Source organism: Fictibacillus sp. FJAT-27399 (assembly GCF_001510655.1).
Taxonomy (GTDB): domain Bacteria; phylum Bacillota; class Bacilli; order Bacillales; family Fictibacillaceae; genus Fictibacillus_C; species Fictibacillus_C marinisediminis.
This window is the reverse complement of sequence record NZ_LMVC01000002.1, coordinates 731,058-755,950: the sequence shown is the minus strand read 5'-3', so window position 1 is coordinate 755,950 and position 24,893 is coordinate 731,058. Positions and strand designations below refer to the sequence as shown.

Genomic DNA, 24,893 nt, shown 5'->3' with positions numbered 1-24,893 from the left:
TTAAAAATAATATTAAAAAAAAGAAGCCAGTGTCGATTATAAAATCGGACTGGCATCTCTCTTTTGATGGTTATGCGTGAATAGCCTCAGGAATTTCCATGTGAAGGGGAGGAGGAACCAACCATCCTTTTTCTTTCATCATCCTCAAGAGCCGTACGCCAAACTGTGCTTTATTCATGTGGAACTGTCCAAACATAGCTCCGATATCTTCCCTGATGGATTGGCCCATAATCTGGCTGCAAGCGACTAATCCTGCTGCTCCATCTTTTGCAACGGACGCAGCAATTTCAGGATCGCTAAAGCGAGCTCCTGCAGGAATGCTTTCTAAAGACGCAGCTGGACGTTCAGGAGGTGCTGGCGGTATACCAATTCCATTGGCCTTCAAGACCTTTTCGACCTGTTCAATTTCTTGTTTCATTGCTTGAACAGAGTCTTCCAGGAATTTTTTCAAGTCCCCGTCTCCAGTATGATTTATTAGCGTTTCATAGCCTGCGACATATCCCTTATTTCCAGCAAGATAAGTCCACATACTAAAAACTTCCCCATAATGCATTGGTTCATTTTGCGGATTTCCGCTTAAGATTCCCATAATCGTCCTCCCTATTTGCAGTAAATTCGATTTATTCAATGTGGACCACCTCTCTCTTGATATCAGGCCACAATGTATAGAATTGTCTAGACGACTAAAAGATATCCGTGAAATATTTTACTGCAAAAGGTAAAAATTTGTCCTTGCTTTAAGGAATAAAGCTTTACTTTTAGGAAACATTATAGATGTTTGGAAAGGAGGGATAACTGATGAATAAAATAACTACTTTAATATGTGCCATTGCTATTTCCATTGTTACATTTTCTATGCCAGCTTACGCAGAACGTGGAACGGACATGATGGACCGCAGTGACGATAATTATAATCGCACTCCAGCTACTAGAAATGTCTCAACAGTTAACGATAACAACGATAATGATTCAAACTGGGAATGGATTGGGCTACTTGGATTAGTTGGACTTTTAGGACTAAGACGCCGAGATCGAGAAGAAGCACACAAATAAGTAAAGACTGCTACAAGATTTTTCTTGTAGCTTTTTTATTGAAAAACGTCGGAGATTCTCTTCCCATCATATTAAGTAAGGTGTTTTTCAAGTTCCTTAGGGAATCGGTAAGTATTAACAATTAATTTTATCAAGAAACAAATAGCTAATATACCTGAAAATCATTCTCTCTTTATTATTTTCCTTATTAAGTATTTTCCCCTAAATTAATCTCCCCCTTAATATAGTCCATCTTAGGTTGTTTACTGTCTGTCATAAGAAATTTCCCCAATTCCAATTGAGTAAGTTGGTCCAATTCTTGTTCAAGAAGCGTCCAAACAGAAAGTTACTCCGTGTACTGAACAGTTGTAACGTAGAATTGCTGATTTTTTTGTGTTAAGCTGTTCTTCGTATCTCCATCCTGTTTATTCATATATTGCTTTATTACTCCATAGCTTTTTAATCCTCTTTCACAGCTGGAATCACAGTTAAAATAACAACAAAAAACACCGAATAATGAAAACTATTCGGTGTACACTTTTGCTAATACGAAAGGATAATGTAGAAGGTAAATGACCTCATTACGGTCAGAATCCTTTGAAATAATCACATCTCTTTTGTAATTATAGATATCGTATTTAAGGTTTAATTTTTCACCGCTAATTTTTACAATATTTTTCGAAAGCCATTTTATGTTGTTTTTATCTTCTGGATAATTAAAATAAATGACCTTTTTTGTATTTTGCTATTCTTCATTAATAAAGTTATTTTACCTGAATAGACCTGGCTTTAATTACATAAGGAAGGAGTTGTTCTACAGCATGTTTTTGACTCTCATACACTTCAAGTATTTCAAGTTTTTGCTTTAATATATCCACTTGTAATACTTCTTCTAGCGATAAATCAAACATAAATAAGTTTTCTTTTACTATAGAGTTCATAATTTCAGAAAGAGCTTTATGTTCAGGGTGGCCGTATTCACCTTGTAAATTGTGCGTAACAATTTTGCGATAGGGGCGCTCGTGGATTATCCGTTGTAACTCCTGTTCTAATTTCGGCCGGTTAACGTGTTCTGTCCATGCATCCTTAAAACTCCAGATTTCATATTCGGCTTCTACCTTTTTCATAGCTGCTTTAAATTCTTGTGAACGAGTATCATTATTTCCTTCTGAGATACAAATCACTTTCCAACCTTTTTCCTGTATCAATTCATCCCCGCCAAAAATAATTTCATCATCTGGGTGGGCTACAACCATTAATTTATTAATTTCCGCCATAATTACCTCCACTTAAAAGTGATCGCTTCTCCAAAAAATATAAGGACGATGTATAAAGGTGTCTCTTAATATCGATTTGTCTTTTGTCGTCATTTCTTTTGTGTCTTTTCCCTGTAAAAAAAACGTTAAAAAGTCCGAATGTGACAATCTGGTCCATACTTCATTCTTATAAAAACCATCTATATAATGATCTTTTGTTTTAATATATTCTAATCCGTTATCCTTCTTAATTAGGTCGTTTACTTGGTTGGTGAATGAAGATTTGGATATAATTTTCCACATGGATTCATGATTTTCAAAAGGGTATAACGTTTGATGGCTAAGATGAGTAAACAATTCATGATGCGGAGGGAGAAATAAAATCACTTTATTTTCTTCCTGTGAAAGTGCGGCCTGGTACAAGCGAAACACGGTATTGGAGCAGCTCTGATGACATAATTCAATAATATCAATAGTCGCATCTGCTTTTTGAAAACGGATATACCCTGTCACTTGGTTGTGGTGTTTCGCTACTAAAAAATGATCATGTTCTTTCATACTGTTTAGCTGCTGGGTCCAATATTCCTTTGTCCGTACCATCGGCCCGTTTAGCCGCTGGGAATAGTTTTGATAGATTTCCATTATTTCTGGCAAATCACTATGCTGTACGGGTGTAATTTTCATTCCATCTTCAAGAGTCTGCTCTTCACATTTATCATAAAGGTAGTGATAATTTTCAGGGATTGAGTGCCAGCCCGCTTTTTCATAAAAGGATGGAATACCGGTATATAAAAGCGATAAATCAAACGCCTCCTCTTCCATCCAAGAGAGGGCTTTATCCAATAAGCGGTGGCCTAATTTCTGTCCACGGTTAGCCGGCATAGTAGCAACATTCCCAATACCAGCTACATTAATTGTAAGAGGAGGAACATTGATACAAAAAGGAAAAACTTGAAGTACCGAACTAATCTTTCCATTAACTATGGCAACCCATGTTGTCTTCAGGTGGTAAGCAGGATTACTCTTAATTCGTTCTTCAAAAAAAGCTCTATCTTTATTGAATACCTTTTCCAACAGGACAAATACATCTTCTAGTTCACATTTGTTTTTTATACTACGGAATTCTACAGTCATACTCACCCTCCTTACTGATTTATTCCCAAATTGCAAAAACGAAAACACACCGGAAGACAACATTCTATTGATGACAGAACAGAAAAAGGAGGAAATCCCTCCGCAAATGTGTATGGAGTATAGAAAGACTGGGTCCTCCTATTAATGGGGCAAACGCACATCTTCCTACTGCGATTGCGATATCTCTACCCTCAAAAGGGTCCTGGTGTCTGCTTATGTAGGAGACACAGTATACGGAAATTGTAGTAAACGTACAAGAGTCCTAGATCATCTCTTTTGCATTATGCGGGCATCGATAGGCTTTGGATCATACCAAGATAAAACCAGTGTCCGTTACCGACACTGGTTTTTTAAATATCTTATCAGTTGATCGATTTTGCTCTTAATCGAAGGATATTTTGCTATTCTTGTAAAAACCTATTCAACAATCTGGCCCTAAAATGAAAATAAGCGCTAATCCTTATTTCAGGTAAGCGCCCGTTTCATGAAGATCTTTAGTTAAACTGCGTTCATGGTTAAACCAGTCAAGGTGGCGAACCAATTAACTTTGGTCAGTCGCCAGCGTCTGTGGAGTTCCCCCAGTCCACGTATATGTTTGCTCTTTGTTCATGACATCATCATATTTGCTCATTCAGTAAAGGCTGCGAGATTCTCCAAAGTGGATCATTTTTCATTTTCAGAACGTTTACAGGTTTTTCAAACTCAATCGGCACGCGAGTAAATCTAATATCCCAAATTTACTTAGCAATACAATCCAAAGAGAATTAACGCATCCATATATTAAATGACTAACTATTCAAGTATATAATTATAGTTCTTTTCCACTATATTTACCACAGAGTTTTCTAAAAGTGTGAAGTGTTTATAGGTTTTAAAAAATGTTCAGTATTCCAATAAACAACCCGACCCTTTAAACGACCAGGAATAGATAAACTGGATAGCCCTGTTAATTTGATGGTTCTGTCCATCTTAAGAGAGCTGAGCGAATCCGCGACAAGTACCGCTCCCTGCTTAAAGGTTGTTCTTTAACCTTCTGAACAGATTTGCCTGTAGTCTCCGAACCAATGGTATCTGGAGCTAGATTCTGTGCCCCAACTGAGTTAAGAAATGAAGTAAATTCTGATCGTACAAAAAAACCGGCAGGTGCCGGCTTTTTTGCATCATAACAATATCAGCACTTTTGAGCATTCATTGCTTCCCATTCTTCTTTGCTAGGGCCATATACGCCAGGAACTTTCAAGTCAGCTTGTCTCATTAAGACAGTCAATTGTCCGCGATGATGAGCCTGATGCTGAATGAGCAGACGGAAAACAGCCTGAACAGGCATGTCCATTCCAAATAAATTCACCATTTCGTTCATTTTTTCATCTGAAACCTGTTCAGAAAACTCTTGTGTTAACCGCTCACTTACTGTTTTGTATGTCTCACTGATTTCTGCAGCTGATTTGGGTGTCTCTTTTTGAAGATCAGGAATCTCAAATATTAATCCAACCTGTGAAGGAAAGTAGTAAGCTGCTCCAGTAATGTGCCAAGCCAGGCTTCCAATGCTGTATAATCCTCGAGAAACCTCCTGATTCAACGATTCATCCGTCAGCACATCCAGCACTTTCTGGGTAACAGCTGCTTCTTGTTTCCATTCGTTTAAGAAATCATTTACTGATGTAAACATTCCATTTCCTCCTTAAATTAGTAAATCCTTCATTTTTCAAACAAGCCTTTCAATTTCATTGTATCATGGTCAGTAACCATCCGCTTCTCTCAAAGGCATATTAAGCGAAGGAGATTTTGCTATTCACTTTTCAAGCATCCTTTACTTCTTGAAGCTTTTTCTTTATTTAATTCCTCTGTTCATTTTCCTGTTTGATGGCTATCTTATCAGTAGATCGATTTATCTCTTCAACTCATTGTCTTACGAATTACTTCGCTCTAAACGGAGTCTGTCCAGCCTATAATCCTCGATTAATTCGATATTCCTTTTGTTTTTAATATAGTTCTTAATTTGCTGATTAATATTGGGTATCAGTAAAATCGAGTCTAGTTCTTCTAGAGGGATCCATTTCACCCCAGATTGATGGGGATCTGGAAATTGTGGTAATCGTGGTATTGAGTTATTCTTCAATGTACATTCAAAAATGAGGTGTAGTCCTTGTTTCTCATTGATGTTGAAGATATCCATCAATTTTTTTATCAAGCTGGTATTTCTCCCAAGCTTTCGATAATAACATTTGCTTCACTCTCCCAGTTTATGAACCAAGTAATCTTTTTTAGTCTAGCCTGGAAGTGGAGTCGATGTGGCACATGAAAAAAGGCGCTTACCTAATTAAAGATAAACGCCCGATTGTGGAAGATTGATAATTTAGAAGTTCTGCAAAAATGGCTTCTAAGTTATTTTACTAACGAAATCAGTTCAACCAGAAGCTCATTCTTTAATTTAGCAACCTTTATATCAATAATAATTTGTTAAAAGAACCATTTTTGCCGTGGTACAGGGAAGTATTCGCCGGCGACAAGCTCTGGAGGTACTGCTTCTTCAATTCGTAAAAGATCGTTTGAACTTAAGTTCAGGTTAACTGCACCCAGTGAATCCTGTAGTTGTGATTGCTTTCTTGCCCCAACCAATGGGATAACATCTTCACCACGAGATAGAACCCATGCGATAGCAAGCTGCGCAACGGTTACCTGCTTTTCTTCAGCAATTTCACGCAATGCTTCTACAAGGGCTAAATTCTTTTCAATATTTTCGTTGGCAAACCGAGGACCATTTCTGCGTTTATCATCCAAATCTAACATCCGGTCTTTTGACCATGTACCGCTCAACAAACCTCTTGAGAGAACACCATAAGCCGAAAGAGAAATACCTAATTCCCTTAGTGTCGGCAAAATATTTGATTCAACACTCCGATTAAATAGTGAGTATTCCATTTGTAGCCAACTAATTGGATGTACAGCGTGTGCGCGGCGAATTGTTTCCACTCCTACTTCTGAAAGACCAATGCAACGCACATATCCCTCCTTTACCATATCTGCAATTGCACCAACCGTTTCTTCAATTGGTACGTTTGGATCGAGGCAGGCTGTCCCTGGTTGATAAAGATCAATGTATTCAACACCTAGGCGCATTAGGGTATCCTCAAGGAAATTCTTTATTGTGTGAGGATGGTTTTCACCCTCCCGATGGCTCTTGCCTTGTGAGTGTAGCTTACCATCGAATTTTACTGAAATGAACGCTCTTTCTCGTTGAATTCCTTGAAAGGCTTCACGTAGAAGTAATTCATTGTGTCCATCGCCATAGAAATCACCTGTATCAAAGAGTGTAATGCCTTCCTCAAATGCCGCGTGAATTGTTGCAATGCTTTCCCTTCGGTCAGCATTACCATATAGCCATGACATCCCCATACAACCGAGACCAATCTCTGAAACCAGTGGACCGTTATAACCAATTGCTCGCTTTTTCATTGGTATATTCCCCCTATCATCGTGAATCAAAAATATATGCGAATTTCCCCTATCGTATACCAAGTGAACCAATCTGTAACCAGTTTCGTTCCGAAGCCCTATTCCACCCTTGCATTTTTCTAAATTTATTCTTTCTTTACTAAAATCCAAATTCCTTTATTTTATGATACTAATTGTTAGCTAACCTGCATACGCCGGTTTAAGCAAACCTTCACAATCTGAGACCTATTGTTTTCGAAAGTTTTCCTCATCATTCTGGCCCTAAAATTAAAAAAGCGCTGTTCCTTGTTACAGGAAAGCGCCCGATTGTTGAAGATCAAAGTATTGCATAATTTGATTACTATATTTAACTTGTGATACGGTTCACCGTAACGCTTTAAAGGTAGCAAAAAGTTAAGAATTATAAAGATTACGTATAAAATTTCATGGCGACCAATGTTAGAACCCCTGTAGGTTAAATCCACATGTCTGGAATGCTATCTGTAGATACTTAAAAAAATTAGATGTAGCAGTAGTTCACCCCCTGTTATTTTTTAATTTATTTTGATTTTTAAAGACCGGGTTGTGTCCCTTTTCCGGACTCGGCTATACTACTCAGCTAAAGACTCACGAAGTTGCTTGATATCGCTTAATGGAGGCAGACCAAACATTCGAGCGTATTCACGGCTGAACTGGGAAGGACTTTCATAACCCACTTGGAATCCGGCATTCGCCGCTTCAGGTATATCTAAAAGCAATAGGCGGCGAGCTTCCTGCAATCTTAATTGCTTTTGAAATTGCAAGGGGCTCATTGCGGTAACCTCTTTGAAATGAAAGTGTAATGAAGATGGGCTCATGCTTGCGACTTTTGCCAACTCATCCATACGTAAAGGCTTAGCGAAATTGCGGTTTATGAAACTAATCACTTTTGCAATCCTCTCAGCATGGCTGCCGGCCACGGCGAACTGCCGGATCGAAGCCCCTCCCTGTTCATCTTGCAAAATCCAGTACAGAATTTCACGAATGACCAAAGGAGCAAGAGCAGGAATATGTCGATCCGAATCTAGAAGCCGAACTAATCTCAATACAGCGTCAAGAAGAGACTGGCTCGTTTGGCTCACCAACAGGCCTCGCCCCAAGCCTTCCTTATCACCCCATTCCGAATGAGACGCTTTGATAATATCTACGATCTGATCCGTACTAAAATTCAGTTGAAGGCTTAAGTAAGGATGCTGGTGAGAAGCTTGAATGATTTGTCCGGTAATCGGCAAATTTACGGAGGCAACCAAATAGGACGCTGGATTATAGTCATAGCATTCTTGTCCTAACATCACCATTTTTGCTCCTTGTGCGACAATGCACAACGCAGGATCATAGACCGAATAGATCGGTTGCTTCTCTCCTTGATAGCGAAATAATTTTAAAGAAGAAATAGCTGTATCATGTTTTCCAGAGTTAGGTGTATGGCGATCGATAAGACTTGCCAATTCCTGCTGTTGTCTCGTGATTTCCTCATTCATTGTCATGTAATTATCATACACTCCCTTTCTTTCGCTCCGATAGCTCTTACATATATTTTTATACATTTTGGACGATTGTGCAATAACTCTCTCCGAATCGGCTACCGTATCTACCCCAATATCCTCCATACTGTTTGAGAAGTAACCTTCACAAACCACAGTAAAAGGAGAAATCACAAATGGAAAAAAGAAACAATGAAGAACAAACATCTTATGTAGGCATGTGGGTTACCCGTGACGGATATATCCGACATGAGCTTCTGCCTAACGGACGTTACGACGAGGCGCGTGGCAATCGGAAAAGCGCCTATCAAGGCCGCTATATTATTAATGGGGATCATATCGATTATGTAGACGATACCGGTTTCACAGCTGACGGGGATTTTCGTAATGGCGTTCTCTACCACGCAGGGATGATTTTATATCGAGAAAAATAAGTAAACAAGGGGAAATGAACAACATGTCCAGTACCTTAAAGATCTACACATTAGCGGTTCTTAGTTTTTTAGTTGGAACGTCGGAGTATATCATCGCCGGCATTCTAGATAAGATTGCGGAATCAACGGGAGTCACATTGGTAACAGCCGGCCAGTTAATTACTATTTTTTCACTCTCTTACGCTTTTGGCACTCCAATTGTTATGGCTTTAACAGCACGTATGGAACGACGGAAACTGTTACTTTATGCTCTAACCTTATTTGTCATCAGCAATGTACTCGCCTATATGTTAACGGGATATGAACTTCTTATCGCTTCCCGGATCCTCATGGGTATAAGCGCAGGGGTCACGGTTGTTGCCTCCCTTACGATAGCGACCAAGGTCGCGCTGCCAGGCAAGGAAGGAAGTGCGATTGCGGCCGTCCTTATGGGCTTCACGGCTTCCTTGATTCTTGGTGTCCCAATTGGGAGAGTGATTTCCTCGGCTTACGAATGGAAGGCAATTTTCGGGGGAATTGGTTTAGTCGGACTATTAGCGCTATTCATTATTGCAATAACAATTCCGCGAATGGCTGCAGAAGCTCCTGTACCCTTGCGGAGTCAGCTCGCATTACTGAAGCAACCAAAAATGTTGATTGGATTATCTGTATCTTTCTTCTGGATTGTCGGATACTCCATTTTTTACTCCTACATTTCACCGTTCCTTCTTACAGTAACCGGAATGAGTGATAAAACTTTGAGCATCACTTTATTTGCGGTTGGTATCGCAAGCTTGATCGGGTCTAAGTTTGGAGGTTTCGGCACGGACAAATGGGGCATTCATCGTACCCTAATCGGAGGATTATCACTTAATGTCGCAGCATTACTTCTAATCATGCTTTTTGCCCAATCACCGGTGATTTTGATCTCGGTGTTAGTCATATGGTCATGCTCAACATGGTCTCCGGGTCCTCCGCAGCAATTACACTTAATCAGGCTAGCACCTGAATCTTCAGGCATAATGCTTAGCTTGAATAATTCAACCATTCAGCTTGCCATGGCAGCTGGAGCTGGAATCGGTGGTGCTGCCGTAGAGCAAATATCACTCTCTTCTGTTACCTGGGTCGCGGCGGTGGGTACCGCTTTTGCGGTGGGAGCAGTGTTCTTATCACGTAGATATGACAGATCTACTTCCAGCCAAGCGCTAGGTGGACAATCCATTATCAACTCATAGGTTCGTAAATTGAAATTTCGTTGAGCCAAGCAACCAAAACCGGTAACAACCCCTTTCGGCCAACTGAACGGGACGGGTTTCTTAATGGTTGTTAAAGTATGTAAAGAAATCGAGAAAAAGTGAGAAAATCTAAGGGGGAAAAAACATGTCTAACATTGCAGGGAAAGTTGTAGTAATTACGGGGGCAAGCAGCGGTATCGGTAAAGCTACTGCACGTCTTCTTGCTCAAAACGGTGCACATGTTGTATTAGGAGCAAGACGCACGGAAAAACTAGAGGCTATTACATCCGCAATTCGTTCAGAAGGTGGCTTAGCGGATTATAGGTTACTGGATGTCACCAAAAGGGATCAAATGGAAGAACTCATCAACTATGTGAAAAACAGATTTGGAAAAGTTGATGTGATCGTGAATAACGCAGGAGTGATGCCCCTCTCAAAACTTGAAGCTCTGAAGGTTGACGAATGGGATCGTATGATCGACGTTAATGTTCGCGGCGTACTTCATGGCATTGCAGCAGGGCTTCCAATTATGAAGGAACAAGGTTTTGGTCAATTCATTAATATCTCTTCAATTGGGGGACACACCGTTTCACCGACTGCGGCTGTGTATTGTGCAACTAAATTTGCAGTCCGGGCTATATCTGAAGGGCTTCGTATGGAGGTTTGCGATGATATCCGCGTAACCATCGTTTCACCGGGGGTAACCGAATCTGAACTGGCTGATAGTATTACGGATGACGAAGCAAGTCAGGTGATGAAAGAGTATCGGAAGATTGCTATTTCACCAGATGCTATTGCTCGCACAATCTTATTTGCGATTGAGCAACCTGCAGACGTTGATGTAAACGAGATAATTGTAAGACCAACTGCAGCTAATTAAAACTTAAATATACGGTATAAAGGGAAATGAGATATAACAAAAATTATCAATCTTAATTGAAGTCATTTCTATTAATTAATGTGATTAAGAGCCTGTTTTTTTCAATCTTTTTCGAAAAACAGGCTCTTTCTATTTGTTTTTTATCAAGGTCTATACTCAAAATGTCCACTATTCAGGTTATGGAAAAATAAATGAAGTTTTTGTCTTTATGAAAAAGTAAGTCACTCCAAAATTGAACACTAATAATATTAAAGCCTATGCAAGGTGAATTACCTTTTGCATAGGCTCTATTCTCATTTTATCAGATAAACTCATTTACTTATGATACGGTTCACCTCTATTAATCTTAAACTAATTTACCTTCTGTAAATTCGGCAACTCCTTTTCAACAATCTGGCCCAATTCTTTAATAAGGAAAATTGGATAACTTTAAATAGGTAGTAACATTAAATTTAAAAATTCTATTAAAAGATAAAGTAAAATATTTTAGATTGGGAGATAATCCAGTACATAAAACAAGTCACATAAAAAATGTGAATCGGCAAGAAATAGGCACACGGTTCATTTAGACATAAAAAAGCCTTAGTATATTCCTTATATACCAAGTTTTTTCAGACGTTATCCGATAGAACCTTCCATCTCGAACTTGATAAATTAACACTTTTATCATGTTTTGTATAGATGTAAAAACATTGATAAATCAACATTTTGAAAATGCAACTTTTCAAAAAATTCCATAGTTTATTAAACTCAGTCGGCACAAAATTACGAAAAACTGGAACCACAAAAGAGGACGGGTTCCGTATTCGCAAAAATCGAAATTGTAATCAAAATTGAATCTGAATTTGTAATGTGTTTTGTATCAATATTTTTACTAAAAAAGCAAACGGCTCAGTCCTTTCCAATACGTTAGCTTAATACTAAAAAAACATTTGGTCTTACATTTCCTCTAACACTTTTTTAAGTTCTTCGCCCATTTTCGCCATACCATATTTCGCACCATTGAACGCTTGATCTTCTCTTTCGAATCCTGTTTGTTCAAGATGTAAGTAGGTTGTTCCATCCTCTTGCTTCAATCTCCATGTGACTATAGTGTTCATCGGACCACCTACCCATGTGTAAGATAACTCATAAGATTCCACTACTAATACTTCACAATCTACAATAAATTCCATTGGTCATTTCATTCTCTATCATTAAATATATAAGTGCCCTCTAATCATTTAATCCCTTTCCATTGAGAATTTGCTGCATACATTTTTCAACCCTTGACTCTCGAGTTTTAGATTGTTTGGGTGCAGAAAAATAAAGAATATATGCTCTTTGCCGTCCCGGAGTCAATGCATCAAAAGCAGTTTTCAAGGTAGGGATTTCATCTAATTTATTTTGAAATTCTTCAGGAATTATGAATTCTGTATTCTTTTTAAAATTCACTTCCAAACCGGCTTTTTCAACTTCAATGGCTTCAAAAATATAGGCTTTCAAGATGGTTTCCATTTCAACTATTTCTTGAACATTTGTGAACCGAATCTGGCGCGCCGCCTGTACATTCTCCGTTTGTTGGATTAGAATCCCATGGGCATCCTTTAACAAGGCACCTTTGTGAAACAGAAGAGCACAATATTCTTTAAATCCATGTATTAAAACGATGTTTTTTTTCTCAAACGTGTAACAAGGATGCATCCACTTAAATTCTTCGGTCAGCTCACAGTCAAGAACGATATTTCTCAACTTCTCATATTCTCCCTTCCACTTTTTAGCTTTACTTAAAAATTCATCAACCTTAGGATTCATTCTCCTATTTGTCATCAAGGAACACTCCTCTTTTGCTTTGATTGGCATGCTTAAATAAAAGGTAGATTTTCTACCTTTTTTTATCTATCTAGATTGACACTTTTAATCTTTTAAACCAACAAGCTCCTCTTCAGAATAGCATAAATACTCATTTGCAATTTATTATTGCAAATGAGTTTTCTTCACTGACTGACATCTAGCTCTGTATTAAAATAATTCTAATTTAATTATTTTGCTCAAGGAATTGGTAAATCGCCATCATATCTCGTTTATTCAACTCACGAATACGCTTGAAAATTGGAATATCTGCAACAGCCTCAAGATTTAAGCTTTCAGCAACAACATCACTTACTTTGCCAGTTAGCCATGTTTGCACGTCTATGCCATCGACGTTTTCCTTACGCCCTTCATAATTGATGCCACTTGCATAACAACTAACACATGGTACCGATAATTTTTGCACGCCATCATGGAGTCCATCTTCCGAAATTACTTTCTTCCCTTTACAGAATGGACATGGATGACTTGCTTTAATCTTATTAATTAGGGTGACAATTTTTTTGTAACCAAACGCTTCATAGACATAGGTAAGTATTTTGTATTTTCCATTGGTGAAATACTTATCAATGATGGTTTCTCTCGTTACGGTAATATTGGCAAAATCACAGATGGTGATCCGATTATTAATGCTGATGGATTCGATATTGCCGCTAATACTGCCCCAGAATTGCAGGACATTTTGTAAAACCATTTCATAGGGGGCAAAGCTTGCCTGCTCCAGTTCAAAACATTTTCAGAGCGACTTGTGTTTCCCTAGGCAACAGGGAGACATCTTCCGTTAAAGTCATATCGCCGCCAACTATGGCTTTCATTTTTTCCAGTTCCTGTAACTTCCCAACAGTTTTCATGACTTGATCAAGAGTCTGGTGAATAATCTCACGAATATCAACGAGAGGGGTTGGAAAGATACCGTCCGTGCCAATCCCGGGCAGGTTACCCGTATCATTGCACGTTTTGGGCCATTTACAGAAATCTACCCGTTGCACTGCCACATCCTTGAACATGAAGACCATGAAATGATGAGACCATACGAAGTTCGCGATAATCACAAGTTTAACCCATGTAAACCGATCCCTAAGCAGTGTCCTGATGATTCGTTCGCTCCAATGTTTTGACTGTGGTCAAATTCCAAAACGGAAATAAAACCAAAAATACATGAAAAAGATGAAAAGCGTCCGGTACTACAAAAATTGAAAGTTTGCTACTCCACAATCTGGCCCGAAATTGTTGAACAGCCTTTTAGGATAATTTTGTATTAGCTTTCTTCTGTTAAAATTTTATATAAAACTTTTGATTCTTGTTCGTTTAACTCAACATATTTTCCACTGTCTGTAACAATCTCGATTTTCTTTCCATTCGAGTTTACCCAAAGTGAATAAGAAGCTATTTTATCTTCACTTCCGTTTCTACTCTTAAACGGGAATTGGAACTTATAATCAGGGTAACGGGACAGTTCTACTTTTATAGATGTCCAACCTGCATTTTTTACTATTTTAATTGCCTTTTGAACCTTGTTTTCATAAGTGATTTCGTTAAAATCTTCATAATTTTCACTCTCAGTGATTTGTTTTTGTACAGTTATCTTTTGGTCTGTTGATTTAACCAAATTATTTAAATCACTATTGGAGCAACCTGTCATTAATAAAAAAAGCTATAATTGCTGTAAATAAGAATTTTTTTAATGTCAATAGTATGCCCCCCTTTTCTGATAAGACGTTTAATTCCCATCGGTGTTTCATTACTCTTATTCAACAATCCTGCTACGTTTGTCCAATAAGCTCAATAAAAAAGTGCAAATCTCCTTCATCGAGAAATGCACCCATTCGTAATATAAGGTTAGCCAGAATTTCTGGTTGACCTTTTTATGGAATAAGATTAACAGTAATAATCAATGTTTGTACTATATAAATCTCCATATAAAAAACCTTGGCATATTCCTACACCAAGGCTTTTCGTTATTTAACCGATTGAACCTTCCATCTCGAACTTGATTAGTTCGAGAAAGTCGAGAACCCGCTTGATCACAAGTTTCGTCGCGTCAGCATCGTAAGATGGTAAACTGCTGTCGGTGAAGAGATGTTCCTTGCCTTCGTACAGAAAAAGTTCAGCGTGATTGGCCGACGCCACAAGCTCACGGGCCGCGTTGATGTCGCCGTCTTCAACGAAAAAAGGATCTGCACTCATGGCGTGAATTTGCACAGGCAAGTCGGCCGGCCACTGAGATTCGAACGCCGAGGTCGGGAGGCAGGCATGAAAAAACAGTGCGCCTCTGGCGCCTTCACGAGTTTGAGCGAGCTGCTGTGCTGCCGGGACACCGAGTGAAAAACCAGCATAGACGACATCGCGTGAAAGCTCGCTGGCTGCCCGAACGCCGCGCGCCGTCACTTCTTCAAATCCGATTTCCTTAACAAATACCAAGCCTTCCTCCAGCGAGGAAAACATGCGGCCGTCAAATAAATCTGGCACGTGCACAGTATGCCCCGCATCTCTCAGTTGATCGGCGATTGCTTCAATCCCCTTTGTTCGGCCTAAAACATGGTGTAACAACAAAACTTCTGCCATAGTTTTTTCCTCCAATTTAATAAATTTCATATGTCTAAGTTTCTACAAGAAAGCCTGTTTGACCTGCCAGAACTTTACGATTTAGAAATATCTACCTTAATAAAACCCACCCATTGCTTATTCAATAATCCTGCTCGTTTGTTCAATAAGTTCAATAAAAAAAGTACAGATCTCCTTCTTAGAGAAATGCACCCGTTTGTGGAAGATCCAATCTTAACGACACGATCACCCGACAAACTGAATTAGACTGACTCGTAAAAAAAGCAGTGACGGACTAGGAACTCGAAAGACCTAGACTGCCGCTGCTTTTATTGTGCAAACGTAATCCGGTTAGCGTAATCTACTTTAGGAGACAAGTTCATCTAACCGTCTGGTAAACGAGGCCTATGGCTCCAGAATCAAATGTCTTGTTTTCGATAAGTTTAAGATTGATCTTCTCCTTGAGATCTTGGAATAACGGCAACCCGCTGCCAATCAGGACGGGTGAAACCGTAATTTTATACTCATCTATTAAATCAAGCTGCATAAGGTAGTGTGCGAACCTAGGACTTCCGAGGATGACCATATCCTTGCCTGGCTGCTCTTTGAGGTTCTTGATCTCTTTCTCGACATCTTCTTTCACCAGTCTGGAATTGTTCCATTCGACTTTCTCCAGAGTCGTGGAAAAAACGATTTTGGATGTCTTTTCGATCCACTCGGCATGATCCCGTTCATGCTGCGAAGCTGATGGGTTCGAAGGCACAGATGGCCAGTAATTGTGCATCATCTGATAAGTCCCACGTCCCCAAATAACAGTGTCGGCAGTACTCAGAATTTCTTTCGCGTGTTTCTCCAATTCAGCATCGTAGGAAACCCAGCCAATGTCCATTTCGCCGTTCGGCCCTTCTACAAAACCATCAAGCGATGCGTGCAGAAATAGAACGAGCTTTCTCATTTTCAGTTCTCCTTTGTTCATAATATTTTTGAATTAGATATGTAGAGGGTGCATATGACGTTGTTTATGATTTGGGTTGCTTTCAACATATTGCTCCTCACCGTAGAATGAACTACATAGGTCTAATCAAGAAAGCTTTAAAACCGAATGGCTTCTTTGCAATCACCTGTTTTCTACAAGGTGGAGACTTAGGCGTAGCAGACATATACGATTGGAAAGTCTTGCAACAAAGAATCCAACATTGTTAAAACATCTTCATACCCATAAATTGTCTCGTCCAAAAATACCCCTTCCATCATACCCACACCCCACTGATCCTAATGTCTTAATATTAGATCTATTCTAACTTAAATTTCCTTTAATTAACAGAGATATCCAGTGTCCGTTATTCCATAATCCTGCTCGTTTGTTGAATAAGAACATAATATTTTATCCTAAATTGTATTCTAGAAAGATACCGCTCAATCCTTCAGAGTAAATAAGAATACAAGTAAGATTACATCAAAAAACCTCGTCATTTATAAACGAGGTTTCGTACTTTATTGTGCTATTACTTTTAAAAATATTTACTATATAAATCATGTCTTAACTTGCCACTAAATTGTGCATACACCTTTGTTGTTTCGCTTTTCTCATGGCCAAGTAAACTCTGAATTACCTCAAGTGGCGCTCCGTTATTCATCATATGAGTGGCATAGCTGTGACGCAACTGGTGTGGATGAATTCTCTTCTTAATTCCGGTACGATCTGATGTACGGGTTATAATATATCTCATTAGATCAATACTCATTCTTCTTTTGGGTCTTCTTTCTGTAATAAATAAGCAAGGGTAAAGATCATCACGTGAACCTTGGTATCTCTTTAACCATAAAGAACAGCGAGTATTAAAGTATACCTCACGTTCTTTATCACCTTTTCCATGAACAATTACAGAATTTGTTGTGAAATTAATATCATCACGATTAAGTTTTACTACTTCCCCAATGCGACAACCTGTGGAGTAAAAGAACTCAAACAATGCATTTTCCATAGCGTTTTCACAAGATTCCCTGAGATGTTCGATTTCAAGTTCAGTAAGGAATTTGGGAATCCTCTTCCCAAGTTTGGGTTCCTTTAATTTAGCTGCAGGATTATTCTTAATAAACCCTTCGTCAAAAGCCCACTTGAACAAAGAACGAATGAATCGAACACGGTGGCCTAAGCTTAAGGGCTTTAAGTGTTCTCCTTCCTCAATTAAATAGGTCTTTAGCTGATCTGTTGTAACACTATTAAAATCAATATCTCCAAAATATCGAAGCAACATATTGAACTGAAAGGAATAGGTTTTTAATGTTAATGCTGATATTTGTCCCATCCAATTGATAATAACATCTTACTCACTCTCCAATTAAAGAACCAATTACACTATATTCTAGTATTGGCGTGATGAACAATTATCATACTATAGTTGTTCAACAATCTATTAAATGCGGTTTCTCATAATCATTACGAAACAAAGAAAACAGGTGCCTCTTTTAATCAAGAATTTCACCCGTTTGTGGAATAACTAATGCTTATAATAAAGAGACAACCTTTTGGTCTAAAAACTCTTGTACTGTCATATTAAACTTTTCTGGTTCCTCTAAATCGGGGAAATGAGCACTATTGTTAAACAATACAATGTCACTGTTCCTTAATCCTTTATGGATTATCTTTGAAATAGATATTCCAGTATTACGATCATATACACCAGTAATGATTAAGGATTGTTGTTGAATTTCCTTCAATCGATCTAATAGAGGAATTTTTACAGGATTTTTTTGTAATGCCTTAAACATTAGTCCTGTGTTAACTAGGTTACTTTCCTCCCACAGTCCTATTCTTTTTTCCTATTTCTTGATTTTCGAACAATAATAAATCAACAGATTTACTATCCACCAGCTCCCAAAACGTGTTATATGTTTCATCAATAGTTAATCCCTCTTTAAGAACATTTTGCATCTGTTTATACATTTGGTTATCAACTACCGAACAAAAGCCTGTAATCTGAACCATCTTGTTTATCTCTGAATTTATTAAACTTGGTCCGGATAGAACAATTTTATTTATCACTTTTGGATCAGCATGAGCAACCTCTAGAGCTAACTCTCCCCCAAATGAATACCCCAGTAGATCTAATTTCTTAACTTCTAACCATTTCCGTAAAGATTTAAAATCCTCAATCAACAAATCTATAGAGTACTTAGTATCATCAGAAGGTTTTTCAGTCCTACCACATCCACGCTGCTCATAATAAATAACTGTCCTACTATTTGAGAGTAAAAGTCCAATAGTTCGTTCAAATACATACTGATTGCCACCTGGACCGCCGTGTAAAATAACTAAAGGAGTGGTGTTATTTTTACTCCCTGCAACCCTTATCCAATGGGTAATTCCATTTAATTTTACTTTATATTCTCCATCCATAAGACTCTTCAATTAAAGACACCTCGTATATGTGTAAAGTTGCTAGCTTTTATTAGTTCAATAAAAAAGAGCACATTCCTTTCTTAAAGAAACACACCCGTTTGTGGATTAATCGATAGTTATAAAGAATAGTAATGATTGACTATTTCCATCAGAAGTTCAGATTTTTCTGATGATACGTTTTCAGACAATCTTGCCCCTGCTATAATTGGAGCCCATTGGAAAACTTCATCTTTTGTCAAACCACATTTCTCACAATAAATTCGCATACATATCAGCTTATACTGTTTGTATGCCAAGAATTTTTCAACTTTCAAATGCAATGCTCTATATGACTAAAAATACTTATGGTAATTTGACAATTGGTAATGAAATACAGTAAAAAGCCGATTGCCAGTGAAGTACCGGCCATCAGCTCAATGTGTTGTCATGATTTATAATATCCTCTATTGCCATCCAAAACCGCTTCGATCTCGTCATAACTTTTCAGATGGGACTTTATACAGCAGAATAATATTCCTTAAGCTCCTTGATCAAGGCGTCCCAAGTTTCAGCCTGATCATCAGATATTTCCTTTCCTTTTAACGAAGCAATCTGGTTTTGTAAACTGTTAAGACCCTGAATGGCCCTGTCATTTTGCTCTTCAAAGTGGTAGTTCATAATATCAGCTGCCTTTTTAAGGAGGCTGCTTTTTGTCGCAGCTTCAACATTTGAAGTGTAAATGGAAGAATACAATTCATATGTCGCGTAGGAAACCTTTATATGATTATAAGCACGCTCACGTCTCTGCTCATCATATTGCAAAATTTCTCCGATGATTCCGGAATAATTAGATGAGAAATTCCAGCTGCCGTTATCGGCAAAGTTTGCGTTATTCACGGTAAAACCAACAGGCTGCAGTGCATCAAAACCTGCGTACGTCCAGAAGTTATTTACTCCCTTATTCTCATAAAAACGGAACGATACATCAGCCCAGGATTTGCCGGCAAGATAGGGTTTAAGGTCTACAGTAATGGGTTTCCAAAGGAGGTCGGGAACAATTTCAGCCGTATCCTGTTCCCAGACCAACTTTCCATCAATCAGCAACTGTTTTTTATGGTAACCAGATACGTCTGCTCCAAGGTTCATCGTCTGGAACGTTAACGAATAGTTGTCGGCTTTATTCACACGTACTCTTTGAGTAGCTTGTGCGTAATTGCCAGCTGAGCTTGGGACGCCACTGCCGATAAAAAAGTTTAAATAGCCTGTGTCGTCATATGCCTTATCGTCGGTTGGTTCTGGTTCAAAGTTCTTTTTGAGGACGTAGGAGATAGTCCCTTCGATTTTTCCCTTCTTCATGTTCTCCAAGGCGATTTGGGCCACTTTTCTTACATAGTCTGCCGAAGGATTGGCAGGAGTTTTGGATAATTGAGAGGCATAAATCATCCAATACAACGGTAAGTTATATTTGCTAAGTAAACTATAAGCGCTGTCAATTTGTTCCTGTTCGGACGCATATACCTGGGTATTCCGGTAGATTCCATCCCTGAAAGCAAGGATGACGCCATCGATATATGCTCCCCGTGTCTGAAGAAAAGATTCATTTAATGAATCGGTATACATGAGAGGAGAAAAAAACAGATCAGGATTAATTGCTTCGGACGTTTTCTTCATTTGGTCCATATATTCTGGGGTGAATTTATTAAGGTTATGATTAAAATCATCGATTGCCCAGCCGATTACATTTGGATATTGAACAGACAGTTTTGCTATTTCTCTGGACCAGGCAAGGTAATCTGTCGTATAAGGATAGGATTTCCGTTCACCGGTTGATTCAGTTGGGGGGACAACATAGACGACCACATCAATCCCGGCTTTTTTGGCAGCAGGCAAAAATTCGTTTCTCAGATCATCCCAATCTGTTTTCTCGTCCCAAATCAGATAATAATAAGTGTTAATATGTAATTCCTTCATCTTTTCGATGGAACGGGGTGTATCAATATGATAGATTCCATCGGAGCGGGGAGTGGTTTCGCGTACTACTCCGGCATAATCTCCAAGGATTTTTCCTGGTTTAGCCGTTTCTGCTGCGTCCGCTGATTTAGGTGCGGAAAACCCTGTGAAAAGGCTGAGAACAAATGATGATAGTAGAAAATAAAACCCCAATCGTTTCATAAATGTTTCCTCCTCTAAATTTTATTAAATAAACACAATGGAAATTGCTTATATGCCACGGAGCATACGGTGAACATTATAACATGCCCTCAATAGACAATTTTTATATAGAACACGTCAAATTTCCCACACATCGTTGATATCAGTATGCATAAACGAATGATTTATATAGAATGTAAACTTTATTTAAGGATTTTTAACGGACGGTTAAAATGCCAATATGAAAACATCTTTTATGGTACGGAAAAGGTCAAGCCATATATTTTTATTTAAGACGAAATACAATTCTTTTTTGAGTCTAGTTTTTCTCTTAATTACGGTTTCTTCATAATGAATCGTCTGTCAATACAGAAAGTTACCAACAAAGCTAGTAAGCCGATTAGAAGTACATTGCCGTAAGTTTCAAGTGGAAATGGTTTGCCCTCAAAATGGATACCATTCGCACGATATTCAAATCGTTTTACAGCATGCTTGGCAGTTAAAAGGTCTTCTTGGCTACTTCCTGATAATGTTTTTCAATGGCTAACGAGAAAATAATAACAGCTGGTATAACAATCAATACAATCCAAGCTCCGCCTGTAAACTTTGTATATGCAACAACAATCGTAACAACAGCTGTAACGATAGCACCAATTGTATTTATCGCTAGTTTCATATGCCAATGAGATCCTATTACACGTTTCCAACGCCTCATCAGTCCAAACTGAGCAATGGTAAAGGATAGGAAGACCCCAATCGCGTATAAAGGAATTAAGGCATTAGTGTGTGCCTGGAATGCGATGATCAGTAAGCTGGCACATGCGGCCAAATAATAGCATTTCTTTGTAATGAGAAATGCTTATTATTTTTGTCAAAATTAAAGGATATTTAAATAACAATAATAATATAATAAAAAAACAATATGAATTTATTGTAAAACGATAAATCATATGATAAAATCATGTTGTCATTAAATAAGTGAGGTGTTTTAAATGAATGTTAAACGAGGTTCAACCACTTTCTTAAAGGTAATTATTTTTCTGGCTGGAATTGCAGTGCTTGCTTTATGTATATTTTTAGTGCCCTATATGGCGAATTTCGCGGCAAAATTGTATCCAAATATTGTCCCAATGAAATATCTCGTTTTCATCGTGATGTATGGAGCGGCTGTGCCTTTTTACTTTGCTCTCTATCAGGCTTTCAAGCTTTTATGGTACATTGACGAGAACACAGCGTTCTCGGAATTATCTGTAAAGGCATTAAAGAACATAAAGTGCTGTGCGAATACAATCAGTGGTTTGTATGTATTAGGTTTGCCACTCTTTCGTTTTATAGCGAAGAAAGTTGACCCTCCTATTGGATTAATGGGACTCATCATCATTTTCGCTTCGTTGGTTATCGCTGTTTTTGCCGCTATCCTCCAACGGCTTCTACAAGAAGCGATTAACATAAAATCAGAAAATGATTTGACGGTCTGAGGTGGATGATATGGCAATTATTATTAATATTGATGTGATGTTAGCAAAACGAAAAATGAGCGTAACGGAGCTTTCGGAGAGGGTTGGAATTACTATGGCGAATCTTTCCATTCTGAAAAATGGGAAAGCAAAAGCGGTTCGTTTTTCAACATTAGAAGCGATATGTAAGACTTTGGATTGTCAGCCAGGTGATATTTTGGAGTACAAAAGTGACGAAGACACTTAATAAAAACAGACAACAACTTTCTTCAACCAACGGGATTAGATAGTGAAATAAAAATGAAGGGATAGCGATTAAGCTATCCCTTCTCTGCGTTTATTATTGTTATTTAATTAGAGAATTCCATTGATATCAGTGACAAAAAATGTGATGTGCTTTGCAATGTTTGCACCTCAAAAGGGAACCCGTTAGTTTTCACCTACTGTCTTTTTGTACTTTAATCTACCTTATGACTGCTCTTCCCCCGAAATACAACACTACAATTACAACCGTTCCCTCAACAGCACCAACAGGATTAATCATTTTGTTAGCCTCCTATATACAGAAAGATCATCCAAATGGATAATTTGTCAAAGGTTCATCTGATTCAATCTCTTCTCTAAAACGTAACCATTTCATCTTCAGTTCACCCTCTACCGTTCTCCAGTCATTACGTTGGTGCCAAACGTTGTAATAGAGCAACCGAAGATAACATAGTAATTTCGGCATAGCTTTTAGCCACCAATTATCCAAGGTGTGTACCTCTTGATAGCCTTTTAGAAACCCGTCGAGGAACCAGGCAACGTGGTCATCGAGAGTATCACCCTTTTTATCTTGTCGGTTGTATTTTATGATGACCGAGTAAAGAATTATGGCGATGTCAAAAGCGAACCAATGATAGCAACAATCATCAAAGTCAAATGCCGTAATCGCACCGTCATTAGTTACGAAAAAGTTGTGTGCATGAAGGTCACAGTGGACAAGACCATAGTTTTTCATATCTTCTTTTGGAAGAGTCTCTAACCAATTTAACAACTCCATAGCTTTTTGCCGAACAATCGGCTCTTCATATGGTAGGTGTCGCATCATATCCATCCAGGGTTCCTGTTTCCAATCACGGCGTTTAGCATCTTGTAGAGGGACATAGGATTGGGTAAGTAAGTGCATCTGTCCCACTATGCGTCCCCAATTTACAAACATTCTCTGGTTCCAGTCTTCTTCAGTAGGGATTCGACCAGGAGCTTTGGTGAACATAGAGGCGTGATAACCACCCGTTACATTTTCAACCCATTTTCCTGCTTTTGATGGGAGTATCTCAGGAACAGAAACGCCGTTATCAAACAAATAGTCCATGAAATGCAGCTCGGCATATGCCTCTTTTTCTTTCATTACGCCACTTCTGATTTGTCAAACGTAATATCCGTGAAGGATGCCCATTTTGTGCTGGGTATTGATATACATCATTAACCATGCCGCCAACATGTGTAAGCAGACTCAAATTAAGTCCAAATGCATTTGTTGCTGTTTGTAACACAATTTCCTCCAGCATTCCATTCCCTCTTTCAGATTCTTAATCCATAATTTTCATTACTACCGCAATCCATTATTGCGTATTATCACCAGGTTGGGTCTCAAGAGTAGAAGAGGTTCCTTTAGATCTCTTTTGGAGTTGTGTCTCGTTTACCATATCGTCAATTGGACAATCTTCGACCAAATTTGAAATGGCCGCTTGATCTTTAAGTAAGGCTCTTTTCGTAAAGAGTGTTGCTATTCAAACAAAAACATGCTGTTGAACTAATATCTGATTGGAAGTCTTTGGGAGATTTCACATCAAAAGTTGAAAAGAGTACTTGGTTTTATTCTTTTTTCGTAACTCTTATCTATATGCCGTTTTAGGCTTGTTAGGCGTCTGTACCATGTATAAACATTACCACTAAAAACTGAAGTACTTTAGTGTGCTTTTACGAACAGGACTTAAAAATCCATTTATGATACCTCCGTCTGATTGTTGATTTATTGCATCGTTACTTTTACCGAATCCCTTAAACAAATAAACCATTCCAAAGATGGAATGGCCCAATTTTGACATTCAGTTACCAGCGGTCTGTTCTTACCCTAACGAGTGATTAAAGTTGAATCCCTAATTCTTTTGCAGCCTTCTGGAGGCTGTCACGATTAATTTTTACATTGGTTAGGATCTGAGATTTGTCCTTGCTGTTAATCGCTTCTTCTAATGCATCAAACTTCCCGTGCATATCCTCTCCCATTTTTTTATTTTTTGCTTCGATCGGAGGAAGGACGGCAGAATGATATTCTTCATGCATCGACTCAAATTGGTCAGCAGCACTTTTAAAATCCTTTTTATTAACATTTTTTTCGATGACATCCAGTCCATTAAGTTCTTCTTTGATGGCCTTGCCGGTTTGGCTGTTATTTGGCTTGCTGGTATTGGTGTCTTTATGCTCGTGTTTCGAGTGATCATGGCCAGCATCCTGGGAAGTGCCGCATCCTGCAAGACCAAGGCTTATTGCGAAAGTAAGCGGAATTAGTAGAAATCCTTTTGTTTTCATGTTTTAATTCATTCTCCTTTTTATACGGT

23 protein-coding genes and 4 pseudogenes are annotated in these 24,893 nt (G+C 38.4%); 8 read left to right on the top strand and 19 right to left on the bottom strand.

The features are described from left to right. Window positions 1-70 precede the first annotated feature (70 nt). Window positions 71-589 (bottom strand): DUF3231 family protein, encoded by a 519-nt coding sequence (locus tag AR335_RS08860; protein ID WP_053357798.1) that lies wholly within the window; start codon window positions 587-589, stop codon window positions 71-73. Between the two features lie 206 nt (window positions 590-795). On the opposite strand from AR335_RS08860, the gene AR335_RS25365 reads away from it, so the two are divergent. Further along, window positions 796-1,053 (top strand): WGxxGxxG family protein, encoded by a 258-nt coding sequence (locus tag AR335_RS25365; RefSeq protein WP_156418909.1) that lies wholly within the window; start codon window positions 796-798, stop codon window positions 1,051-1,053. A 502-nt stretch (window positions 1,054-1,555) separates the two neighbouring features. Here the strand turns inward: AR335_RS25365 and AR335_RS25460 are convergent. From AR335_RS25460 to AR335_RS08825, 6 genes and pseudogenes are all read right to left on the bottom strand, one after another. Continuing rightward, window positions 1,556-1,762: pseudogene (locus AR335_RS25460) on the bottom strand (DUF5412 family protein); the annotation flags it as partial. Between the two features lie 34 nt (window positions 1,763-1,796). Continuing rightward, complete coding sequence (locus AR335_RS08850) at window positions 1,797-2,309, bottom strand: PIG-L family deacetylase (protein WP_062234407.1); 513 nt, start codon at window positions 2,307-2,309, stop codon at window positions 1,797-1,799. A 12-nt stretch (window positions 2,310-2,321) separates the two neighbouring features. After that, a complete protein-coding gene (locus AR335_RS08845; protein ID WP_062234404.1) occupies window positions 2,322-3,422 on the bottom strand; it encodes a GNAT family N-acetyltransferase in 1,101 nt (366 codons plus the stop codon). 1,171 nt (window positions 3,423-4,593) lie between these two features. Continuing rightward, window positions 4,594-5,091, bottom strand: a complete 498-nt coding sequence (locus tag AR335_RS08840; protein ID WP_062234402.1) for a DinB family protein — start codon at window positions 5,089-5,091, stop codon at window positions 4,594-4,596. A gap of 791 nt (window positions 5,092-5,882) precedes the next feature. Next, on the bottom strand, window positions 5,883-6,878 hold the full coding sequence (locus tag AR335_RS08830; protein WP_062234399.1) for an aldo/keto reductase: 996 nt from the start codon (window positions 6,876-6,878) through the stop codon (window positions 5,883-5,885). A 590-nt stretch (window positions 6,879-7,468) separates the two neighbouring features. Beyond that, complete coding sequence (locus AR335_RS08825) at window positions 7,469-8,377, bottom strand: AraC family transcriptional regulator (protein WP_062236981.1); 909 nt, start codon at window positions 8,375-8,377, stop codon at window positions 7,469-7,471. Window positions 8,378-8,556: 179 nt separating this feature from the next. Here AR335_RS08825 and AR335_RS08820 point away from each other — a divergent pair, with 179 nt between their 5' ends. The 3 genes from AR335_RS08820 to AR335_RS08810 all read left to right on the top strand — a co-directional run bounded on the left by AR335_RS08820 (window position 8,557) and on the right by AR335_RS08810 (window position 10,908). Next, window positions 8,557-8,814 carry an Atu4866 domain-containing protein gene (locus AR335_RS08820; RefSeq protein ID WP_062234395.1) on the top strand — a complete coding sequence of 86 codons (258 nt, stop codon included), beginning with the start codon at window positions 8,557-8,559 and terminating at the stop codon, window positions 8,812-8,814. Window positions 8,815-8,837: 23 nt separating this feature from the next. Continuing rightward, entirely contained in the window at window positions 8,838-10,028 is a 1,191-nt protein-coding gene (locus tag AR335_RS08815) for an MFS transporter (RefSeq protein WP_062234393.1), read from the top strand. Between the two features lie 145 nt (window positions 10,029-10,173). Next, window positions 10,174-10,908 (top strand): SDR family oxidoreductase, encoded by a 735-nt coding sequence (locus tag AR335_RS08810; RefSeq protein ID WP_062234390.1) that lies wholly within the window; start codon window positions 10,174-10,176, stop codon window positions 10,906-10,908. A 938-nt stretch (window positions 10,909-11,846) separates the two neighbouring features. On the opposite strand, the gene AR335_RS08805 is transcribed toward AR335_RS08810, so the two are convergent. From AR335_RS08805 to AR335_RS08795, 3 genes and pseudogenes are all read right to left on the bottom strand, one after another. Continuing rightward, on the bottom strand, window positions 11,847-12,008 hold the full coding sequence (locus AR335_RS08805) for an SRPBCC domain-containing protein (protein ID WP_234293230.1): 162 nt from the start codon (window positions 12,006-12,008) through the stop codon (window positions 11,847-11,849). 115 nt (window positions 12,009-12,123) lie between these two features. Further along, entirely contained in the window at window positions 12,124-12,717 is a 594-nt protein-coding gene (locus AR335_RS08800; RefSeq protein ID WP_062234387.1) for a YdeI/OmpD-associated family protein, read from the bottom strand. A gap of 208 nt (window positions 12,718-12,925) precedes the next feature. Then, window positions 12,926-13,652: pseudogene (locus tag AR335_RS08795) on the bottom strand (hypothetical protein); the annotation flags it as partial. Between AR335_RS08795 and AR335_RS23045 the strand changes: the two are divergent. Continuing rightward, window positions 13,650-13,877: pseudogene (locus AR335_RS23045) on the top strand (multicopper oxidase domain-containing protein); the annotation flags it as partial. The pseudogenes AR335_RS08795 and AR335_RS23045 overlap by 3 nt on opposite strands. A 140-nt stretch (window positions 13,878-14,017) precedes the next feature. On the opposite strand, the gene AR335_RS08785 reads toward AR335_RS23045, so the two are convergent. From AR335_RS08785 to AR335_RS08775, 3 genes are all read right to left on the bottom strand, one after another. Further along, window positions 14,018-14,368 carry a hypothetical protein gene (locus AR335_RS08785; protein WP_062234378.1) on the bottom strand — a complete coding sequence of 117 codons (351 nt, stop codon included), beginning with the start codon at window positions 14,366-14,368 and terminating at the stop codon, window positions 14,018-14,020. Window positions 14,369-14,721: 353 nt separating this feature from the next. Next, window positions 14,722-15,324 carry a dienelactone hydrolase family protein gene (locus tag AR335_RS08780; protein WP_062234375.1) on the bottom strand — a complete coding sequence of 201 codons (603 nt, stop codon included), beginning with the start codon at window positions 15,322-15,324 and terminating at the stop codon, window positions 14,722-14,724. 358 nt (window positions 15,325-15,682) lie between these two features. Then, the gene (locus AR335_RS08775) at window positions 15,683-16,258 is read right to left on the bottom strand and encodes a dihydrofolate reductase family protein (RefSeq protein ID WP_062234372.1); all 576 of its coding nucleotides are present in this window, start codon (window positions 16,256-16,258) and stop codon (window positions 15,683-15,685) included. Between the two features lie 18 nt (window positions 16,259-16,276). Between AR335_RS08775 and AR335_RS24875 the strand changes: the two are divergent. Then, window positions 16,277-16,479 (top strand): annotated as a pseudogene (locus AR335_RS24875) (SAM-dependent methyltransferase); the annotation flags it as partial. Window positions 16,480-16,814: 335 nt separating this feature from the next. Here the strand turns inward: AR335_RS24875 and AR335_RS08770 are convergent. The 4 genes from AR335_RS08770 to AR335_RS23860 form a co-directional block, all read right to left on the bottom strand. After that, entirely contained in the window at window positions 16,815-17,612 is a 798-nt protein-coding gene (locus tag AR335_RS08770) for a tyrosine-type recombinase/integrase (RefSeq protein ID WP_156418908.1), read from the bottom strand. A gap of 482 nt (window positions 17,613-18,094) precedes the next feature. Then, window positions 18,095-18,715 carry an alpha/beta fold hydrolase gene (locus AR335_RS08760; RefSeq protein WP_062234364.1) on the bottom strand — a complete coding sequence of 207 codons (621 nt, stop codon included), beginning with the start codon at window positions 18,713-18,715 and terminating at the stop codon, window positions 18,095-18,097. Window positions 18,716-19,201: 486 nt separating this feature from the next. After that, window positions 19,202-20,857 carry a hypothetical protein gene (locus tag AR335_RS08755; RefSeq protein WP_062234361.1) on the bottom strand — a complete coding sequence of 552 codons (1,656 nt, stop codon included), beginning with the start codon at window positions 20,855-20,857 and terminating at the stop codon, window positions 19,202-19,204. A gap of 478 nt (window positions 20,858-21,335) precedes the next feature. Continuing rightward, on the bottom strand, window positions 21,336-21,512 hold the full coding sequence (locus tag AR335_RS23860; protein WP_156418907.1) for a hypothetical protein: 177 nt from the start codon (window positions 21,510-21,512) through the stop codon (window positions 21,336-21,338). A gap of 316 nt (window positions 21,513-21,828) precedes the next feature. On the opposite strand from AR335_RS23860, the gene AR335_RS08745 reads away from it, so the two are divergent. Both AR335_RS08745 and AR335_RS08740 read left to right on the top strand, forming a co-directional pair. Then, on the top strand, window positions 21,829-22,314 hold the full coding sequence (locus tag AR335_RS08745; protein ID WP_062234356.1) for a DUF2975 domain-containing protein: 486 nt from the start codon (window positions 21,829-21,831) through the stop codon (window positions 22,312-22,314). A gap of 10 nt (window positions 22,315-22,324) precedes the next feature. Then, a complete protein-coding gene (locus AR335_RS08740) occupies window positions 22,325-22,540 on the top strand; it encodes a helix-turn-helix domain-containing protein (RefSeq protein ID WP_016114251.1) in 216 nt (71 codons plus the stop codon). A 324-nt stretch (window positions 22,541-22,864) separates the two neighbouring features. On the opposite strand, the gene AR335_RS08735 is transcribed toward AR335_RS08740, so the two are convergent. Both AR335_RS08735 and AR335_RS08725 read right to left on the bottom strand, forming a co-directional pair. After that, a complete protein-coding gene (locus AR335_RS08735; protein WP_082683406.1) occupies window positions 22,865-23,683 on the bottom strand; it encodes a phosphotransferase enzyme family protein in 819 nt (272 codons plus the stop codon). A 737-nt stretch (window positions 23,684-24,420) separates the two neighbouring features. Next, window positions 24,421-24,864: a hypothetical protein gene (locus AR335_RS08725; RefSeq protein ID WP_062234345.1), complete on the bottom strand. Its 444-nt coding sequence runs from the start codon at window positions 24,862-24,864 to the stop codon at window positions 24,421-24,423. Between the last annotated feature and the right edge of the window lie 29 nt (window positions 24,865-24,893).

What these genes read in the sequence shown, in the direction of transcription:
- AR335_RS08820 (WP_062234395.1), top strand. Translation starts at nt 8,557, where the DNA reads ATGGAAAAAAGAAACAATGAAGAACAAACATCTTATGTAGGCATGTGG.
- AR335_RS08740 (WP_016114251.1), top strand. Translation starts at nt 22,325, where the DNA reads ATGGCAATTATTATTAATATTGATGTGATGTTAGCAAAACGAAAAATG.
- AR335_RS08850 (WP_062234407.1), bottom strand. Translation starts at nt 2,309, where the DNA reads ATGGCGGAAATTAATAAATTAATGGTTGTAGCCCACCCAGATGATGAA.
- AR335_RS08725 (WP_062234345.1), bottom strand. Translation starts at nt 24,864, where the DNA reads ATGAAAACAAAAGGATTTCTACTAATTCCGCTTACTTTCGCAATAAGC.
- AR335_RS23860 (WP_156418907.1), bottom strand. Translation starts at nt 21,512, where the DNA reads ATGAAACTAGCGATAAATACAATTGGTGCTATCGTTACAGCTGTTGTT.
- AR335_RS08845 (WP_062234404.1), bottom strand. Translation starts at nt 3,422, where the DNA reads ATGACTGTAGAATTCCGTAGTATAAAAAACAAATGTGAACTAGAAGAT.
- AR335_RS08770 (WP_156418908.1), bottom strand. Translation starts at nt 17,612, where the DNA reads ATGGGACAAATATCAGCATTAACATTAAAAACCTATTCCTTTCAGTTC.
- AR335_RS08745 (WP_062234356.1), top strand. Translation starts at nt 21,829, where the DNA reads ATGAATGTTAAACGAGGTTCAACCACTTTCTTAAAGGTAATTATTTTT.
- AR335_RS08775 (WP_062234372.1), bottom strand. Translation starts at nt 16,258, where the DNA reads ATGAGAAAGCTCGTTCTATTTCTGCACGCATCGCTTGATGGTTTTGTA.
- AR335_RS08815 (WP_062234393.1), top strand. Translation starts at nt 8,838, where the DNA reads ATGTCCAGTACCTTAAAGATCTACACATTAGCGGTTCTTAGTTTTTTA.
- AR335_RS08805 (WP_234293230.1), bottom strand. Translation starts at nt 12,008, where the DNA reads ATGAACACTATAGTCACATGGAGATTGAAGCAAGAGGATGGAACAACC.
- AR335_RS08780 (WP_062234375.1), bottom strand. Translation starts at nt 15,324, where the DNA reads ATGGCAGAAGTTTTGTTGTTACACCATGTTTTAGGCCGAACAAAGGGG.
- AR335_RS08830 (WP_062234399.1), bottom strand. Translation starts at nt 6,878, where the DNA reads ATGAAAAAGCGAGCAATTGGTTATAACGGTCCACTGGTTTCAGAGATT.
- AR335_RS08800 (WP_062234387.1), bottom strand. Translation starts at nt 12,717, where the DNA reads ATGACAAATAGGAGAATGAATCCTAAGGTTGATGAATTTTTAAGTAAA.
- AR335_RS08860 (WP_053357798.1), bottom strand. Translation starts at nt 589, where the DNA reads ATGGGAATCTTAAGCGGAAATCCGCAAAATGAACCAATGCATTATGGG.
- AR335_RS08825 (WP_062236981.1), bottom strand. Translation starts at nt 8,377, where the DNA reads ATGAATGAGGAAATCACGAGACAACAGCAGGAATTGGCAAGTCTTATC.
- AR335_RS08840 (WP_062234402.1), bottom strand. Translation starts at nt 5,091, where the DNA reads ATGTTTACATCAGTAAATGATTTCTTAAACGAATGGAAACAAGAAGCA.
- AR335_RS08735 (WP_082683406.1), bottom strand. Translation starts at nt 23,683, where the DNA reads ATGAAAGAAAAAGAGGCATATGCCGAGCTGCATTTCATGGACTATTTG.
- AR335_RS08755 (WP_062234361.1), bottom strand. Translation starts at nt 20,857, where the DNA reads ATGAAACGATTGGGGTTTTATTTTCTACTATCATCATTTGTTCTCAGC.
- AR335_RS08810 (WP_062234390.1), top strand. Translation starts at nt 10,174, where the DNA reads ATGTCTAACATTGCAGGGAAAGTTGTAGTAATTACGGGGGCAAGCAGC.